The organism is Asticcacaulis solisilvae (assembly GCF_017875235.1).
GTDB lineage: Bacteria > Pseudomonadota > Alphaproteobacteria > Caulobacterales > Caulobacteraceae > Asticcacaulis > Asticcacaulis solisilvae_A.
This window is the reverse complement of record NZ_JAGGMI010000004.1, coordinates 121,983-135,767: the sequence shown is the minus strand read 5'-3', so window position 1 is coordinate 135,767 and position 13,785 is coordinate 121,983. Positions and strand designations below refer to the sequence as shown.

General features: G+C 60.0%; 18 protein-coding genes and 1 pseudogene. 9 read left to right on the top strand and 10 right to left on the bottom strand.

The window, feature by feature from the left end; genetic code table 11:
* The first annotated feature begins 46 nt into the window (after positions 1-46).
* Positions 47-1,186: a hypothetical protein gene (locus J2X24_RS08970; protein WP_209719825.1), complete on the top strand. Its 1,140-nt coding sequence runs from the start codon at positions 47-49 to the stop codon at positions 1,184-1,186.
* Between the two features lie 208 nt (positions 1,187-1,394).
* On the opposite strand, the gene J2X24_RS08965 is transcribed toward J2X24_RS08970, so the two are convergent.
* From J2X24_RS08965 to J2X24_RS22920, 3 genes and pseudogenes are all read right to left on the bottom strand, one after another.
* Positions 1,395-3,575, bottom strand: a complete 2,181-nt coding sequence (locus J2X24_RS08965) for a prolyl oligopeptidase family serine peptidase (protein ID WP_209719822.1) — start codon at positions 3,573-3,575, stop codon at positions 1,395-1,397.
* A gap of 69 nt (positions 3,576-3,644) precedes the next feature.
* The gene (locus J2X24_RS08960) at positions 3,645-4,091 is read right to left on the bottom strand and encodes an SOS response-associated peptidase family protein (protein WP_209719819.1); all 447 of its coding nucleotides are present in this window, start codon (positions 4,089-4,091) and stop codon (positions 3,645-3,647) included.
* Positions 4,007-4,258, bottom strand: a pseudogene (locus tag J2X24_RS22920) (SOS response-associated peptidase family protein); the annotation flags it as partial. The pseudogene J2X24_RS22920 and the gene J2X24_RS08960, both read right to left, overlap by 85 nt.
* Positions 4,259-4,373: 115 nt before the next feature.
* On the opposite strand from J2X24_RS22920, the gene J2X24_RS08955 reads away from it, so the two are divergent.
* From J2X24_RS08955 to phhA, 3 genes are all read left to right on the top strand, one after another.
* A complete protein-coding gene (locus tag J2X24_RS08955) occupies positions 4,374-4,976 on the top strand; it encodes a hypothetical protein (RefSeq protein WP_209719816.1) in 603 nt (200 codons plus the stop codon).
* Positions 4,977-4,979: 3 nt separating this feature from the next.
* The gene (locus J2X24_RS08950; protein WP_209719813.1) at positions 4,980-5,285 is read left to right on the top strand and encodes a winged helix-turn-helix domain-containing protein; all 306 of its coding nucleotides are present in this window, start codon (positions 4,980-4,982) and stop codon (positions 5,283-5,285) included.
* A 118-nt stretch (positions 5,286-5,403) separates the two neighbouring features.
* Positions 5,404-6,267 (top strand): phenylalanine 4-monooxygenase, encoded by an 864-nt coding sequence (phhA, locus tag J2X24_RS08945; RefSeq protein ID WP_209720319.1) that lies wholly within the window; start codon positions 5,404-5,406, stop codon positions 6,265-6,267.
* Between the two features lie 39 nt (positions 6,268-6,306).
* On the opposite strand, the gene J2X24_RS08940 is transcribed toward phhA, so the two are convergent.
* Positions 6,307-8,202, bottom strand: a complete 1,896-nt coding sequence (locus J2X24_RS08940; RefSeq protein ID WP_209719810.1) for a glycoside hydrolase family 2 protein — start codon at positions 8,200-8,202, stop codon at positions 6,307-6,309.
* Between the two features lie 127 nt (positions 8,203-8,329).
* On the opposite strand from J2X24_RS08940, the gene J2X24_RS08935 reads away from it, so the two are divergent.
* The 3 genes from J2X24_RS08935 (at position 8,330) to J2X24_RS08925 (ending at position 9,811) form a co-directional block, all read left to right on the top strand.
* Positions 8,330-8,629 carry a 4a-hydroxytetrahydrobiopterin dehydratase gene (locus J2X24_RS08935; RefSeq protein ID WP_209720316.1) on the top strand — a complete coding sequence of 100 codons (300 nt, stop codon included), beginning with the start codon at positions 8,330-8,332 and terminating at the stop codon, positions 8,627-8,629.
* 128 nt (positions 8,630-8,757) lie between these two features.
* Positions 8,758-9,453 (top strand): response regulator, encoded by a 696-nt coding sequence (locus J2X24_RS08930; RefSeq protein WP_192619596.1) that lies wholly within the window; start codon positions 8,758-8,760, stop codon positions 9,451-9,453.
* Positions 9,454-9,628: 175 nt separating this feature from the next.
* A complete protein-coding gene (locus J2X24_RS08925; protein ID WP_209719807.1) occupies positions 9,629-9,811 on the top strand; it encodes a DUF1328 domain-containing protein in 183 nt (60 codons plus the stop codon).
* 139 nt (positions 9,812-9,950) lie between these two features.
* Here J2X24_RS08925 and J2X24_RS08920 read toward each other — a convergent pair whose 3' ends face one another.
* The 6 genes from J2X24_RS08920 to J2X24_RS08895 form a co-directional block, all read right to left on the bottom strand.
* The gene (locus tag J2X24_RS08920; RefSeq protein WP_209719805.1) at positions 9,951-10,697 is read right to left on the bottom strand and encodes a sensor histidine kinase; all 747 of its coding nucleotides are present in this window, start codon (positions 10,695-10,697) and stop codon (positions 9,951-9,953) included.
* Between the two features lie 134 nt (positions 10,698-10,831).
* Positions 10,832-11,179, bottom strand: a complete 348-nt coding sequence (locus tag J2X24_RS08915; RefSeq protein ID WP_209719802.1) for a hypothetical protein — start codon at positions 11,177-11,179, stop codon at positions 10,832-10,834.
* Between the two features lie 20 nt (positions 11,180-11,199).
* Positions 11,200-11,373 carry a hypothetical protein gene (locus tag J2X24_RS08910; protein ID WP_209719796.1) on the bottom strand — a complete coding sequence of 58 codons (174 nt, stop codon included), beginning with the start codon at positions 11,371-11,373 and terminating at the stop codon, positions 11,200-11,202.
* A 15-nt stretch (positions 11,374-11,388) separates the two neighbouring features.
* Complete coding sequence (locus tag J2X24_RS08905; protein WP_209719793.1) at positions 11,389-12,012, bottom strand: hypothetical protein; 624 nt, start codon at positions 12,010-12,012, stop codon at positions 11,389-11,391.
* A 120-nt stretch (positions 12,013-12,132) separates the two neighbouring features.
* Positions 12,133-12,438: a hypothetical protein gene (locus J2X24_RS08900; protein WP_209719790.1), complete on the bottom strand. Its 306-nt coding sequence runs from the start codon at positions 12,436-12,438 to the stop codon at positions 12,133-12,135.
* Between the two features lie 39 nt (positions 12,439-12,477).
* The gene (locus J2X24_RS08895; protein ID WP_209719788.1) at positions 12,478-12,747 is read right to left on the bottom strand and encodes a hypothetical protein; all 270 of its coding nucleotides are present in this window, start codon (positions 12,745-12,747) and stop codon (positions 12,478-12,480) included.
* Positions 12,748-12,921: 174 nt separating this feature from the next.
* On the opposite strand from J2X24_RS08895, the gene J2X24_RS08890 reads away from it, so the two are divergent.
* Both J2X24_RS08890 and J2X24_RS08885 read left to right on the top strand, forming a co-directional pair.
* The gene (locus J2X24_RS08890) at positions 12,922-13,311 is read left to right on the top strand and encodes a DUF6152 family protein (RefSeq protein ID WP_209719785.1); all 390 of its coding nucleotides are present in this window, start codon (positions 12,922-12,924) and stop codon (positions 13,309-13,311) included.
* Positions 13,308-13,784, top strand: coding sequence for a DUF2214 domain-containing protein (locus J2X24_RS08885; RefSeq protein ID WP_245344574.1), 477 nt, complete (start codon positions 13,308-13,310; stop codon positions 13,782-13,784). Before J2X24_RS08890 ends, J2X24_RS08885 begins: the two co-directional genes overlap by 4 nt.
* Position 13,785 lies beyond the last annotated feature (1 nt).

The window sequence follows — 13,785 nt, the reverse complement described above, 5'->3', positions numbered from 1 at the left end:
CTAGACCGGAGAGGGATGTGTACTCGTGTTCGTTGATGCCCCCGTAATGGCCCGGTTGGCTGACAGTCATTTCCGCACCTCGCGCGAAATGCGTAATCTGGCGCACCTGACGTTCGGCGGGTCGTCGGACCGCGTGCTCAACCTGTCGCGCATCTACCGTGCTTTTCGCGACGACGAAGATTACAACGAAAATCCGCTGTTCGAGAATTCGGCGCTGAACCGCGCCATCATCCTGAAGCACAATCTGCGCGTCGACGAACGCCACCTGTTCGCCGGCAGCCGCCAGACCGTGACCAAGATCATCCTGCCGTTCGATGCTTACGACCTGACGCTGGGCGGCCGCGCCTTCTTCTTCCGCCAGGCGCATTTCGAACAACTGATGAAGACCTATCTCGGCATTACCGACCTGTCGCGCAGCCGCGATGTCGAAATCCTGCGCTGCATGGACCGGCTGCCGTCGCTCGATCCCTTCCTGTTGCGCGAACAGCTGTTGGCGATCAATGTCCGGGCGTCGCGCAAATATTTCCAGATTTCACCGAACGACCTGCAGAGCATGGGCAAGTTTACGGCGCACGAGATCGAAAACCTCGTCGCGGCGGCCTTGGGCGGCGAAGGCGGACAGGGCGCGTCCAAACTGGGCAGCAAGATCCTGTCGGACCAACTCGACCGCGAACTGTGGCCGCTGAAGGAAACGCTCGGCATGACCGACGAGCAGTTTTCCGCCGGCATCATGTGCTGGCGCGGCTTCCTCTACTACAAGTGGGGCTATGTCGAACTTCAGGACGCGATCCGCGAAGTCCTGAACGGCCTGTCAACCTATAAGCCCGTGCCGACGCACGAGGACATGGTGCGCAACTATCTGCGCCGGGCCCGGCCGCGCATTGCCAAGGCCATCGTCAAGACGATCCACGAGGCGGGGCGCATCCTCGAAAACTACGACGAGGTCTATATCGCCCTGGCCGTCGAGCGCAACCCTGAGCCGTTCCGCCAGTTCCTGATGCGCGGGTCGAACCTGTTCTTCGACCTGGGCGAAAAGCTGGGGGTTCTGAACCACATCGTGTCGTTCTGGAAGTTCCGCATGGCGCGCCTGTACAAGACCCAGTCCCGCCAGCTCGAAAGCGTTGAATACGCCGACATCCTGATCGATTTTGAAGCCAGCCTGTTCCGGTCGCTGACGGCGGAGTAGGGATTTAAAACCCGCTTAAGTAGTTCGGCTTTCGCCCTCCCCATTTATGGGGAGGGGGGACCGCCGAAGGCGGTGGGCGGGGCCATCTTGCCGTTCAACAAATGCTAGAGCCTGTCACTTCTTCCGCCACCCCGCCCACCATCTGCTCCGCAGATGGTCCCCCCTCCCCGCAGAGCAGGGAGGGCGAAGTTTTCGCAAACCTAACGCATCAATCCATGAGCTTCTTGGTCAGGTACGTATACTCGATCGCATAGCGGCGGGCGATTTCCGGCAGGTTGGCCGCCGCCTTGTGGCCGCCTTCGATGTTTTCGTAATAGTAGTAGGGCAGGCCCATGTCCTCGAACAGCGCCGCCATCTTGCGGGCGTGGACCGGCCCCACGCGGTCGTCCTTGGTCGAGGTCTCGAACAGCGGTTCCGGATAGGCGGTGCCGGCCTTGACATTGTGATAGGGCGAAATCCCGCGCAGGAAGGCGCCTTCGGCCGGATCGTCGGGATTGCCGTATTCGCCCTGCCACGACGCGCCGGCCGACATGTGAGTGTAATTGACCATGTCGAGCAGGGGCACCTGCACCACCACGGCGTTCCACAGGTCGGGACGCTGGGTTAGTTGCACGCCCATCAGCAGGCCGCCGTTCGACCCGCCCATGATACCCAACCGGCGCGGCGAGGTGACCTTGCGCGCGATCAGGTCCTCGGCCACCGCCTGGAAATCGTCATAGATCCGCTGACGATTGGTCTTGAGGCCTGCCTCGTGCCACTTGGGTCCGAACTCGCCGCCGCCGCGGATATTGGCCAGCACATAGGCGCCGCCCTTCTCCAGCCAAAGCTTGCCGATCGATGCCGAATAGGCCGGCAGCATGGAGGCTTCAAAACCGCCATAGGCATAGAGCAGGGTCGGGGTCTGGCCGTCGAGCTTGACGTCCTTACGAGCGACCAGGAAGTAAGGGATTTTGGTGCCATCGGTGGATGTCGCCCAATGCTGCTGGACCTGAAGTCCTTGCGCGTCAAAGCGTTCCGGCGCCGCTTTTATTATTTCTGATTTTCCGGAAACAACATCGACGCGGTATAATGTTGTCGGCGCCAGGAAGCCCGATGCCGAAACGAAGACGTCGTCGCCCTGGTCGTCGGCCGACACCAGGTCAAGCGTCGAATTGGCCGGCAGGTCGAGCTTTTTCGCTGACCAGCCCTTGCCGTCGAAGCTGAAGCCGTGGACCTCGCCGGTCACATTCGACAGGATGGCCATGACCAGCCGGGTCCTGGTCTGGCTGATGGTTTCGACCGATTGGTGGTCGCCCGGCATGAAGATGGTGACAGGCTCGATCTTTGCCGGGGCCTTGAGACCTGCCTTGAGGTCGAATGAGATGATGGCGCCCGCCTTGAATGCCGTGCCCTTGGCGCTGGTCCAGTCGGACTTCAGGCGGTAGACGGCCTGGCCCTTGTGATAAGCCTGGAAGTCCGAATTGAGCGGGAAGGGCAGGGTGACCGGGCCCGCATCGGTATAGAAGGTCGTCACCGTCTCGAAGAAGCTCGGCTTCGAATAGGACATGTCGATGACATAGGCGCCGTCGATGTCGCGCAGGACGTAGCGTCCGGCGGAGACGTCGTCCTTCTTGCCGCGAAACACTTCGACGGCGTCTTCCAGCTTCTGGCCGCGCTTCAGCTTCTTGGTGATATATGGATAGCTGGAGGTGGTCAGTTCACCCGGCTGCCATTCGCGCGACACATAGAGGGTGTCCTTGTCGACCCAGCTGACATTCTGCTTGCCGGCCGGCAGGTCGAAACCACCCGGCACAAACGCCTTTGTCTGGGTGTCGAATTCGCGCACGATATCGGCGTCAGTGCCGCCATCGGCCAGGCTGATCAGGCAGTAACGATTGTCCGGCGGCAGGCAGTCGGAACCATTGAAGACCCACATCTTGCCGTCAAGCTTCGCCTGGGCATCGACGTCGAAAATGGTCTCCCACTTCGGGTCATTGGTCTTGTAAGACTCCCAGGTCGTGCGGCGCCACACACCCTGCTTGTGGTCGGCGTCCTGCCAGAAATTGTCGATCATGCCGCCGTGTTCGAAGCCCGGCATGGGGATGCGGTCGGTGGCCTGCAGGATCTTCAGCATCTCGGCCTGGTATTGGCCAAAGCGCGGGTCCTGCGACAGGCGGTCGAGTGTCTTGGTGTTGCGAGCAATCGCCCAGTCGAGCGCCTCCTTGCCTTCGATGGCATCGAGAAAGGCGCGCGGATCTGCGGCGTCTTTTGCGGCAATGTTCGGATTGGACGGGATCTGCCTGGCGACGGTGGTCATCGTACCCTGTGAAGTCTGCGAGAATGAAGGCGCGGCGCAGGCGACCAAGGCCAGCGCAGACGTGACATATAGGGATTTGAGAAGATTGCGCATACGTCGCCCACCTTTTTGTAAATACTGAACGTTTGAAACTAACGGCTTTTAGCGGGCTGGCAATCTCTATTACGCAACTGGCGTCAGGCGGAAAGCGTCGTCGTTCCACGGGGTGGACAAATCCAGTGCCTTGCCGTCAAGCCACGCCGCCATTTCAGAGCGTGCAAGTACGACAGGCTCGCGATCGTGCAGACGCTGCATGCGCTCGCCTGGCGTGCGCGTCAGTATGGCAAAGGACAGGACCGGGCCATCGGCTGTTTGGGCATGGTCCCATAGGCCCGCCATGGCCAATGGCTCATCGCTGTCCGGCTCAATGCACCAGCGTTGTTTAGGAACGCGACTTCTTCCCAAACGTTCCGACCATTCCCAATAACAGGAAGCGGGAACGATAACCCGGCGTTTTTTAGCCCAGGCTCGCGAGCAGGACGCTCGGTGACATCCTCCAGACGGGCATGGGCGGTCGTCATTTTCCAGTCGGTGATCTTGCCCCGATAGGTGGACGGAATAAGTGACCAACGCGCCTCGATCAGAGTATTTTGTCCTGCGGCATTGCGCGCCAGTACGGGCGCCACCGATCCTGGTGCAAACTCACGGTCCAGAGGCGGTGGCGGCGTTTTAAACACCGCCTTGACGATTTCTGTATAGCCGCCCATCCGCTTGGGCCCGCCATATCTGCCACACATACGCAACACTCACATGATCCTCGGTTCAAAATAGGAAGAAATCAGATCAAAAAAAGTACTTTACAAAATAAAGTTCTTTTGTATTTTGATATCAGCTATTCACGAAGGATCCGTTATGTCCAACTCAAACCTGCACGACGATATTGCCTATATGAAATCCCTGGCCGAGGACGGCAGCCGTCCGGTCGTCAACGGATCGCCCCTGTTCTGGGCGGGACTGTTCTTCAGCATGGCGTCGCTGGCGCAATACGGCTTCGAGGCCGGTATCCTGCCGCTCGGCAATCCCTGGTACCAGGTCGCTGTCTGGGCAAGCGCAGGCGTGGCTTTCGGTCTGAGCTTTTTCCTGCCACTGGGTGGGACGAGGGCGTCGGGGCATCCCGCCGGCAGAGCGGTCAATTCGGTCTGGTCAGCCATAGGCCTCGCCATCGCCGCCCTGGGTTTCTGCATGACCGCGGCCGGTGTCCGCCTCCATTCGGTCGAAGCCATGACGGCCCTGATCGCGCCGGCGATCCTGATCCTTTACGGTATTGGCTGGTGGGTTGCCGCGGTGGTGTCGTGCCAGGGCTGGCTCAAGCTGATCTGCGCGGGCTGTTTCCTGGCGGCGCCGGCTATTGCCTACCTGGCGACCCTGCCCGAGCAGATGCTGGCCTATGCCGGGTGCCTCGTCCTGTTCGCCATGCTGCCGGGGCTGATCCTGATACGGTCGGCCAAGGGCTGAGCCATGGACGACTTCAACATCGACTCGCTCGACGACGTCATTCATGGGCGGTTGCGGCTGGGGGTCATGGCCTATCTATCGACGGCAGGATCAGCGGATTTCCCCCTGCTGAAGACTAAGCTCCAGGCGACGGACGGCAATCTGTCGGTACAGCTGCGCAAGCTGGAAGAGGCCGGCTATGTGACCATCGGCAAGGCCTTTGTCGGCAAGAAGCCCCAGACCACGGTCACGCTGACGGCCCAGGGGCGCAAGGCATATATCGCCTATCTCGACGCCATGAAGAAGCTGATTGCGGACTCTGGACTTTAAAGACGCGATATTAACCGAAAACCGCTTCACACTTTTCGGCATATTGCTTGTAGGCTTCACGGCAAAGATATTTGCAAATGAAACCAAATCCATGGCATCATTCTTAGCGGAGGATGCCATGGATCAAATTGTTTCAGAAAAGCACGGCGTGGTGGGCGGCTATGTTCCCGAGCGGCCGGACTGGACCATTGCACAGGACTGGCAGGCCTATAGCTCAGAAGAACATGGCGTGTGGCGCACACTGTTTGAGCGCCAGGTGGCCCTGATGCCGGGGCGGGCGTGCCAGGCCTATATGGACGGCTTGCGTGACCTGCCGATTGATGCGGACACAATTCCGGATTTCGAGAAATTAAGCGACGTGCTGATGCGTCGTACCGGCTGGCAGGTGGTGGCGGTGCCGGGCATGGTGCCGAACGACGTCTTTTTCGATCATCTGGCCAACCGGCGTTTTCCGGCCGGGCAGTTTATCCGCAAAGCCCACGAGCTTGACTATCTGCAGGAACCGGATGTGTTCCATGATGTCTTCGGCCACGTGCCGATGATGATGAACCCGGTCATGGCCGACTTCATGCAGGCCTATGGCGAAGGCGGCCTGCGTGCCGATCGGCTGGGGGAACTGGACCGGTTGGCGCGGTTGTACTGGTACACGGTTGAGTTCGGCCTGGTCGAGGAGGCCGGGGCCTTGCGGATTTTCGGCGCCGGTATCCTGTCGTCGTTTTCGGAAACGCGGTTTGCGCTGGAGGATGCGTCGCCGAACCGGATCGGTTTTGATCTGCGGCGCGTCATGCGGACTTTGTACCGCATCGACGACTTCCAGGAGAGCTATTTTGTCCTGCCGTCGATCGACAGCCTGCTCGATTTCGCCCGGACGGACTTCGCACCGATCTACGACGAACTGCATAACACGCGCGATCTGGCGGCGGCCGAGGTGATTGAGGGCGATCGGGTGTTTACGCGCGGAACAGGTGAACGAACGCGGTAAATGTATCGGGCTTGGGGTCTGTGACCCAAGCCCGATACATCACTTCGTCGTTTCCGCCTTCCCGGCGAAATAATCCGACAGCACCTTGAACGCCATCTTCCTCTGCCCCGTCTCCGACACCACACCTTTGCGGTTCCAGCCCTTCTGATAGATGTGCTGGCGGCGCGGCGAGCGGAAGTCCTTCAAGATCCACGGAGACAGACCGCTCAGGAACGGAATCTTGTCCGCCATGGCCAGGGTGTTCGTATAGTAGAGCGCCTGGTACTCCTCGCTGAAGCGCGGCTTGGCGGCCTCATCGTGGAAGCCGAACTGCGCATCGGCGCCGAATTCCGACAGGATCAGTGGCTTGTTCCAATGGCTGTGCCACTGCGTCGCCGGCACGTCCTCGATCTTGTCGTTGCCGTACCAGCCATTATAGGTGTTGATCGCCATGACATCGAGCGACGCCACCAGCGGATCCTCGATCTTCATGTCGATATGGCCGTCGATAATCTCACGTTCGGTCATCAGCGCCGCACTGGCCAGGCGCGTCCCGTCGAGCGCGCGCGTATCGTCCGCCAACCGCTTCAGGAAGGCCGTGCGCGTTTCATTGATCGGCGTCTCATTTCCGACGCTCCAGATAATGACCGAAGCCCGATTACGATCGCGCAGGATGTTTTCCGCCTGCATCTTGCGCGCCACCATCAGCGTTTCCGGGCGGGCGAAATTGACCGTCCAGTAGACCGGGATTTCGCTCCAGACCAAAAGACCCATCTCATCGGCCATCCGCGTCGTCACTTCCGAATGCGGATAGTGCGACAGCCGGACATAGTTGCCGTTCAGCCCGTACTTGATCTCGCTCAGCAGGGCGCGCGACGCTTCCGGCGTGATAATCCGCGCCGGGTTCAGGCCAAACTCCTCCTCGTGCAGCGAGATGCCGCGCAGGAAAACCGGCTTGCCGTTGAGCACGATCTGCGTGCCCTTGACCTCGATGGTGCGGAAACCGATCCGGTCCTTCAGCGCGTCGGCGCCGGCCTTGATCGTCACATTGTAAAGGGTCGGGGTTTCTGGACTCCACAACTTTAGCCCACGCGGCGCCTTGGCGCTCAAGGCCACGTGGCCCTGGGCATCGGTGGTGCCTTTCAGCGTCAGATTCAGGCCCTCGACAGCCACCTCGACGGTTTGATTGGCCTTACCAGGCCCGTCGATGGCGATGTCCGCCAGGATGCGGCCGTCCTTGGTGTAGCGGACGAAGCTGTCGTCGATCCAGGTCTCGGGCGTTTCGACCAGCAGCACATCGCGCAGGATGCCTCCATAGGTCTCCCAGTCGGTGACGGTCGGCGGCACGGTGTCGGCGCTGCGCACCGAATCGACCGCAACGACCAGGTTGTTGTCTTTGTCGCGTAACGTGTCCGTCACATCGAAAGCGAACGGCGTAAAGCCGCCCTCGTGCTGGCCGATCATCTGGCCGTTGAGATAGATGGTCGCCTTGTAATCGACGGCGCCGAAACGCAGGAAGACCCGCTTGCCAGCCTGCTTTGGCTGACGGTCAAAGCTTTTCTGATACCAGACAAGCCCGTTATAATAACGCATTTCCGCGCTATGGCCGATCCACGACGACGGGATCTGGGCTTCCGGCGCGCGGCGCAGGTCGTATTCGAACAGGGCGTTCGGATTCTCCTTCGACGTCTTTTCGACATTGGTGTCCGAGCCGCGGGCGTGGCGCGGATTGACCGGGCGACCCATGAAATCCGCCTGGCCGTCGCGGTAGGGATCGACCGAATAGTGCCACGGACCCGACAGGTTCTGGCTGGCGCGGCGGTCGGCATTGACCAGCACGTGCGCCGGTACAATGGATTGCAACTCGGGTGCGTTGGCCGGTGCGGCGGGCCCAGCGAAGGCCGGTCCAGCGACAAGGGCCGACAGCGCGGCGGCGCTCAGCAGGTGTTTCAGCATGGGGTTACCTCTCTGTTTGGCGTACCTTAGCCTGATAAAATTGGCCTGACAACTTTCGGCGCACGATTTTGTGCTGCGACAAGGGCGTGGCTTTGCCCTATCCTCGTCCTGTCAAAGGAGACGCACGATTCCCAAGCTCAGCCCCGACCGGATCGACAGTCTTGCCCGCGACTTGCCTGAATGGACAAGCGATGGCGAGGCCTTGTCGCGCAAGCTGAAATTCAAGGATTTCAATAAGGCCTTTGCCTTCATGACCGATGTGGCGGCGAAGGCGGATGAGATGGACCACCACCCGGAATGGTCGAACGTTTACAACCAGGTGGCCATTCGCCTGACGACGCATGACGCCGGTGGGCTGACGGAAAAAGACGTCGTTCTGGCGCGTCATATCGACGCTGTGGCGGTAAAACAAAATGCAGAAAAATAATAAGGAATACGGTACTTTAATGCCATTGGTATCGTTTGTAAGCCGCCACCTCCATATTTAATTTTTATTTTTGCAAACCTACATCCTGTAACCGAGGCTTGAACCAGAGAGGACCACGAGTCACGCACATGCTCGAGAAAAAGAATACGATCCTGATTGTGGATGACGAGGAAGAAATCCGCAAAATGCTCAGCATTTTTCTGGATGCCGCGGATTTCAAGGTCTGCGAGTGCGATAGTGGTAAGCAGGCCTTGCGCCTTTCGGCTTCGGTCCGGCCCGATCTCATCCTGCTCGACCTCGGCTTGCCGGACATCGATGGCAAGGAGGTCATCACCAAGATTCGCGAGTGGTCGAATGTGCCGATCGTCGTACTTACGGCGCGGTCCGAGGATTCGGATGCGGCGCCGGCGCTGAACACCGGCGCCGACGACTATGTCACCAAGCCGTTTTCGGCCGAGGTCCTGCTGGCGCGCATCCACGCCAACCTGCGCAAGTCGGCGGTCAAGGAGGTCGGCGAGCCCGAAATCATCCATGGTCCGATCCGTATGGACCTGGTGCGCCACGAAGTCTTCATCGACGGCGAGCGCGTCGGTTTCACGCCCAAGGAATACGACCTGTTGCGCTATTTCCTGGTCAATCGCGGCCGCATGCTGACGCACAAGCAGATCCTCAAGGAAGTCTGGGGGCCGGCGCACCTGGAGGACACGCAATATCTGCGCGTCTATATCGGCCAGGTCCGCGACAAGCTGGAAACCCGTGAAGGGCTCGGCAAGTCGATTGTGTCGGAATCGGGGATTGGCTATCGCATGGACCTCGTGGAATAGGTCCGGCTATATAATTTGGTGGGTTTGGGCCGCATCCTTATGGATGCGGCCGTTTTATTTCATTCTTACGCGAAGCGTCGCACTCGTCTTTGTATATTTATGGTGGTGGACTTAGCATCAAGAAGATCGGTAAACGCCGGTAGCTCATTTGGTCCAGTCCATTCAGGAGAATGTCATGCTTAACTGGATAGTCACCTTCTTTATACTTGCCGTGGCTGCGGCGTTCCTTGGTTTCACGGGACTGGCCGGCACCTTCGCGGATATCGCCAAGTTCATCGCCATTATCTTTGTCGTCCTGTTTATCGCCGGCCTGGTCTACAGGCTGATCACGGGTCGCAGTGCGAATCCGCCGTTATGATGACTTATGGGTGTGGGGTCTGAGACCCCACAAGCCTTTTCCAATAAGAAAGCCTCGCCCTTTTTAGGGGCGAGGCTTTCTTATTGGATCAGGGAAGATTTGGGGCCCAAGAAGCGTCTCCACTTAAAATCATACCGATCTAGTCGGCCTGATGATCCTTGTAAAACAACGTAAACACCGCCCCGCCTTCGGGGTGGTTGGCCAGTTCGATCCGGCCATCAAGCAGCTTCATGATGTGGCGGCAGATGGTCAGCCCCAGCCCCGTGCCGGCATTCTGCTGATCCGCCCGCTGCAGCCGCGTGTATTTGTCGAAGACCAGCGCCTGCTTGTCCTGCGGAATACCGTCGCCATGGTCGCGGATCCGGACAAAGCCTTCCGCCCCCGTCACACCATGTTCGATTTCGACATAGGGCTCCGCGGTGTCGTACTTGCGTATGCCGTGTTTAAAGGCGTTGTGCAGTACCAGGCCGACGGCGCGGCTACCCAGCATGGGATCGGTAAAGATCTCGTCGCGTTCGCCGACCTGCCGCACTTCCAGTTCGCCGCGTGCCTTCAGCGGCCCCAGGCGCGACAGGCTGTCCTGGACCAACTGGCCCATGCGGCAGGCTTCGAACCTCGGTTTCACCGCCGCGGCCTCGAACTTGGCCATGTCGAGAATATTGGTGATGAAGTAGTCAAGCCGGAAGGCTTCGGTCAGCGCCGAACTGATCAATGACCGCCGCTTTTCCTCGGGCAGCTTGTCATACAGCATGGTCATGACTTCGAGGGAACCGATAATCGTCGCCAGCGGCGTCTTCAGGTCGTGCGATACCGATGAAAGCATCTGCCGATGCAGGTACTCACGCATTTCATCATGCGACAGAGACGACAAATCATCGGGAGTCATGGGCAAAATCATATCAGACAAATAGGGTGCGAACAAATGGCTTTACGGGAAAAGGGGAGCCTGGCTGAGCTGCCCGACTCCCCTGAAATCCTGCCCATACAAGCGTTCTGCCGCGAAGGCAAATGTGTGATCACTTATGGGTTACGCTTTTCGGCTCTGTCCTGTTGCTTTTGTTTGTCACGCGCCGCCTTGATATCGGCCGAAGTCTCCGAAGCGGCTTCGCGGGCCTCCGCGCCGACCTTTGAAACGGCCGACTCGGCCGCGTCTCCGGCGTTTTCCAGCGCATCTTCCGCCTTGGCCAGTGGCGACGATTCGCTCAATTCCGCTGCCGCGCTTTCAACGACCTCGGGGACGGCATCGATGGCGTCGCCGACCTTTTCACCCGTTGTGCGGCCATCCGTTCGGTTAAGGAAGAGCGACGCGCCGATGATCACGACGACGAGGATGATAATGACAACAAGGATGCGGGCGATGGTGCTCATGCTTTTTCTTTGTCGCGCTATTAATCATCGATATGATCGGCAATGTGGTGAAAAACCGCCAGTTCCTCGTCGTCCTCCTGGGGGTCGAACAGTTCCGGCGGCAGCTCTTCTTCGTAGAACTCGCCGTCGTAGCGGACCTGATGGGTATAATCAGGCTTGTGACCGGGAATAGGGCGGGGATTGGGAAAGGCCATGAGAATCTCCGAACTTTAGCCAATCTGTCGGCCGATTTCCGGGCGATCGACGGGCGGAATATCCGGCAGGACATCGGGATTGCCTTCCGGCGCCGGCACGGGGTTTATTTCCGGCGATGCCGGTTCCCCGGGTTCGATCTCGGGATTGGGCGGATCATTGGGGCCGGTGGTGGCGCTGAAGGTCGTCTGCGCGGCGGGGATAAGGGTGTTCAGGCGGCGCAGGGCCTGGCTGAGATCGTCAGTATAGCGTTGCTGCGACGGGCTGGCGACGTTGCCGCCTTCGCCTTCCAGGCGCAGGAACTCATCGAGCGCCAGGGACAGTTCGCGCTGGGCCTCGCTGAGCGCGCCGCCGGCGTTTTCCGACAGCTTGCGCGCGGCGTCGAGGCCGGTCAGGTAGTCGTCCGCCCACTTGCTGACCTGCGCCAGATGGCCGGCGGCCTCGGGCTTGAGGCGGCTGGTGCTGTTCATGATGCGCTTCAGATCGCGCGACACCTTGTGCACCGCATCGATCTGGCTGGTGTCCAGGCCGGTTTGCGCCGCGGCCGGAGCGGCGTCGGCAACGGGTTTCTGCGCGGTGGCCAGCGACGGCTGATGCAATCCGCTGTCCGGCTTGACCTTGAAATTGAAATCGTCGGCCATGTGGCGTGTCCTCGAAAATAAACCCCTCACTTGAGGCTTTGAGAAAACGATAGGTCAAAGGTTGCAAAGGCTCAGTGCCGTTCGCCGGGACGGCTCATAAGCGACCCGTAAGCCTTAACATTATTGGGTTTGGTGGCGACGAAAAATGGCAGTGGCGACGGCTTCGACCATCAGCAGCATCAGGAAGTAGAAGGTAAGATTGGCCACGAATGGACCTGCGCGAAAATCGTCCTCACCGATCGACAGCTTCCATTCGACAGAAACGCCGGGATTGTCATACAGGAACGGCGCGGGCCAGCCGCCATTCAACTTGAGTTCAGGGCAATAAACCTCAACGCCATTGACCTTGCCGATAGCGCAATAAACGCCGTGGTCTGGGCCACGGCGCTCTATCATTGCGGACAACAAGGCCAGACCTGCCGCCATTATGGCCGCAACACCCAGCCTTACAGGGCGGGACGCCACTCAGGTGGCGCTGGAACGCGCGAGGTCGTCGCCACGCCTGCCTTCAGCCTTTTTGCTTTTCAAGCCTTTTACAAAAGAGGCGAGGGCAACGGCCGCCAGGCCGACGGTGGCGACCGCACTCAGGCCGGGCGCTACGCGGCGGACAAAGGGCGTATTAACCAGCGCGGCCGCCGTCATCAGGGTCGGAGAGGCCGGCGTCTTGGTCAGGGCCTGGGCGAAGGGCAGAAGGCTGAGAACCCGGGTCGAACCGTAAAGCAGGGTATGTTTCATAAGAGGCTCCCAAAGCGGTGCAGAAACGTCAGGAGCGGAGCCTACCTCCGGCCGCATAAGGATGGTGTTGGGTTAGCGATGGCCAGGATCAAAAAGCGCGTTAAACGGTTGACGTAAAGCGCCTGGTCCGGAGACAATGCGGCCGGGGAGGCCTCAACCCGAAAGGCACTTCACATGACAATCGCCAATCGCCGCCTGTTCACCGCGGGACTCACCGCGACGATGCTGCTCGCAGCCGCCTCCGCCATGGCGCACCATGGCTGGGACTGGGCCGAGGAGAAGCAGAGCCAGATAGACGGCACGATCGAGACCATATCGATGGCGCCGCCGCATCCTTCGCTCAAGGTCAGGACCGCCGATGGCAAGACCTGGCAGATCGATCTCGGCAATCCGAACCAGACGGCGCGCTCCGGTTTCACCGGCGATACGGCCAAGGCCGGCGACGCCATCACCGTGCTCGGCAACCGTAACAAGGATAAGGCGAAGCTGCACATGAAGGCGGTGCGCATCACGCTGGCCGGCAAGAATTACGACATGTATCCCGAGCGGATTCAGGCCCATTGAGCGGCGATATCGTTGAACTGATCGCCGGATGGCCGGGGGCGCGATGGCTGCGTGCGTCCGGCCTGGCCTATCCGTTCGTCAACGCCACGCACATCCTGGGGATCGGCCTGTTGCTGGGCGCCATCCTGCCGCTCGATTTAAGGCTGCTGGGCTTTTTCAACGCCGTGCCGTTGCGGGTCATCGGGCCGTTCCTGTCGCGCGCCGCGGCCGTCGGCGCAGGCCTGGCCGTGCTGACCGGCCTGTGGCTGTTTTCGGTCCAGCCGGGCGACTATTTCGGCAATCCGGCCTTTCGCTGGAAGGCGGGGCTTCTGGTGCTGGCTATCGTCAATATCGTCGCCCAGCATCTCGGTAAGCAATACCGGGTCGCCGTCGGCGGCGGCCGGATTGGGACGATTGTGCGCGTCCATGCGGCGCTGTCCGTTGTGCTCTGGCTATCGGTGCTGGTCGCCGGCCGCTGGATCGGGTTCGTCTAGA

Coding starts and splice junctions, on each gene's coding strand:
- J2X24_RS08970 (WP_209719825.1), top strand. CDS start 47: ATGGCCCGGTTGGCTGACAGTCATTTCCGCACCTCGCGCGAAATGCGT.
- J2X24_RS08965 (WP_209719822.1), bottom strand. CDS start 3,575: ATGCGCAATCTTCTCAAATCCCTATATGTCACGTCTGCGCTGGCCTTG.
- J2X24_RS08955 (WP_209719816.1), top strand. CDS start 4,374: ATGTCCAACTCAAACCTGCACGACGATATTGCCTATATGAAATCCCTG.
- J2X24_RS08950 (WP_209719813.1), top strand. CDS start 4,980: ATGGACGACTTCAACATCGACTCGCTCGACGACGTCATTCATGGGCGG.
- phhA (WP_209720319.1), top strand. CDS start 5,404: ATGGATCAAATTGTTTCAGAAAAGCACGGCGTGGTGGGCGGCTATGTT.
- J2X24_RS08940 (WP_209719810.1), bottom strand. CDS start 8,202: ATGCTGAAACACCTGCTGAGCGCCGCCGCGCTGTCGGCCCTTGTCGCT.
- J2X24_RS08930 (WP_192619596.1), top strand. CDS start 8,758: ATGCTCGAGAAAAAGAATACGATCCTGATTGTGGATGACGAGGAAGAA.
- J2X24_RS08925 (WP_209719807.1), top strand. CDS start 9,629: ATGCTTAACTGGATAGTCACCTTCTTTATACTTGCCGTGGCTGCGGCG.
- J2X24_RS08920 (WP_209719805.1), bottom strand. CDS start 10,697: ATGACTCCCGATGATTTGTCGTCTCTGTCGCATGATGAAATGCGTGAG.
- J2X24_RS08915 (WP_209719802.1), bottom strand. CDS start 11,179: ATGAGCACCATCGCCCGCATCCTTGTTGTCATTATCATCCTCGTCGTC.
- J2X24_RS08910 (WP_209719796.1), bottom strand. CDS start 11,373: ATGGCCTTTCCCAATCCCCGCCCTATTCCCGGTCACAAGCCTGATTAT.
- J2X24_RS08905 (WP_209719793.1), bottom strand. CDS start 12,012: ATGGCCGACGATTTCAATTTCAAGGTCAAGCCGGACAGCGGATTGCAT.
- J2X24_RS08900 (WP_209719790.1), bottom strand. CDS start 12,438: ATGGCGGCAGGTCTGGCCTTGTTGTCCGCAATGATAGAGCGCCGTGGC.
- J2X24_RS08895 (WP_209719788.1), bottom strand. CDS start 12,747: ATGAAACATACCCTGCTTTACGGTTCGACCCGGGTTCTCAGCCTTCTG.
- J2X24_RS08890 (WP_209719785.1), top strand. CDS start 12,922: ATGACAATCGCCAATCGCCGCCTGTTCACCGCGGGACTCACCGCGACG.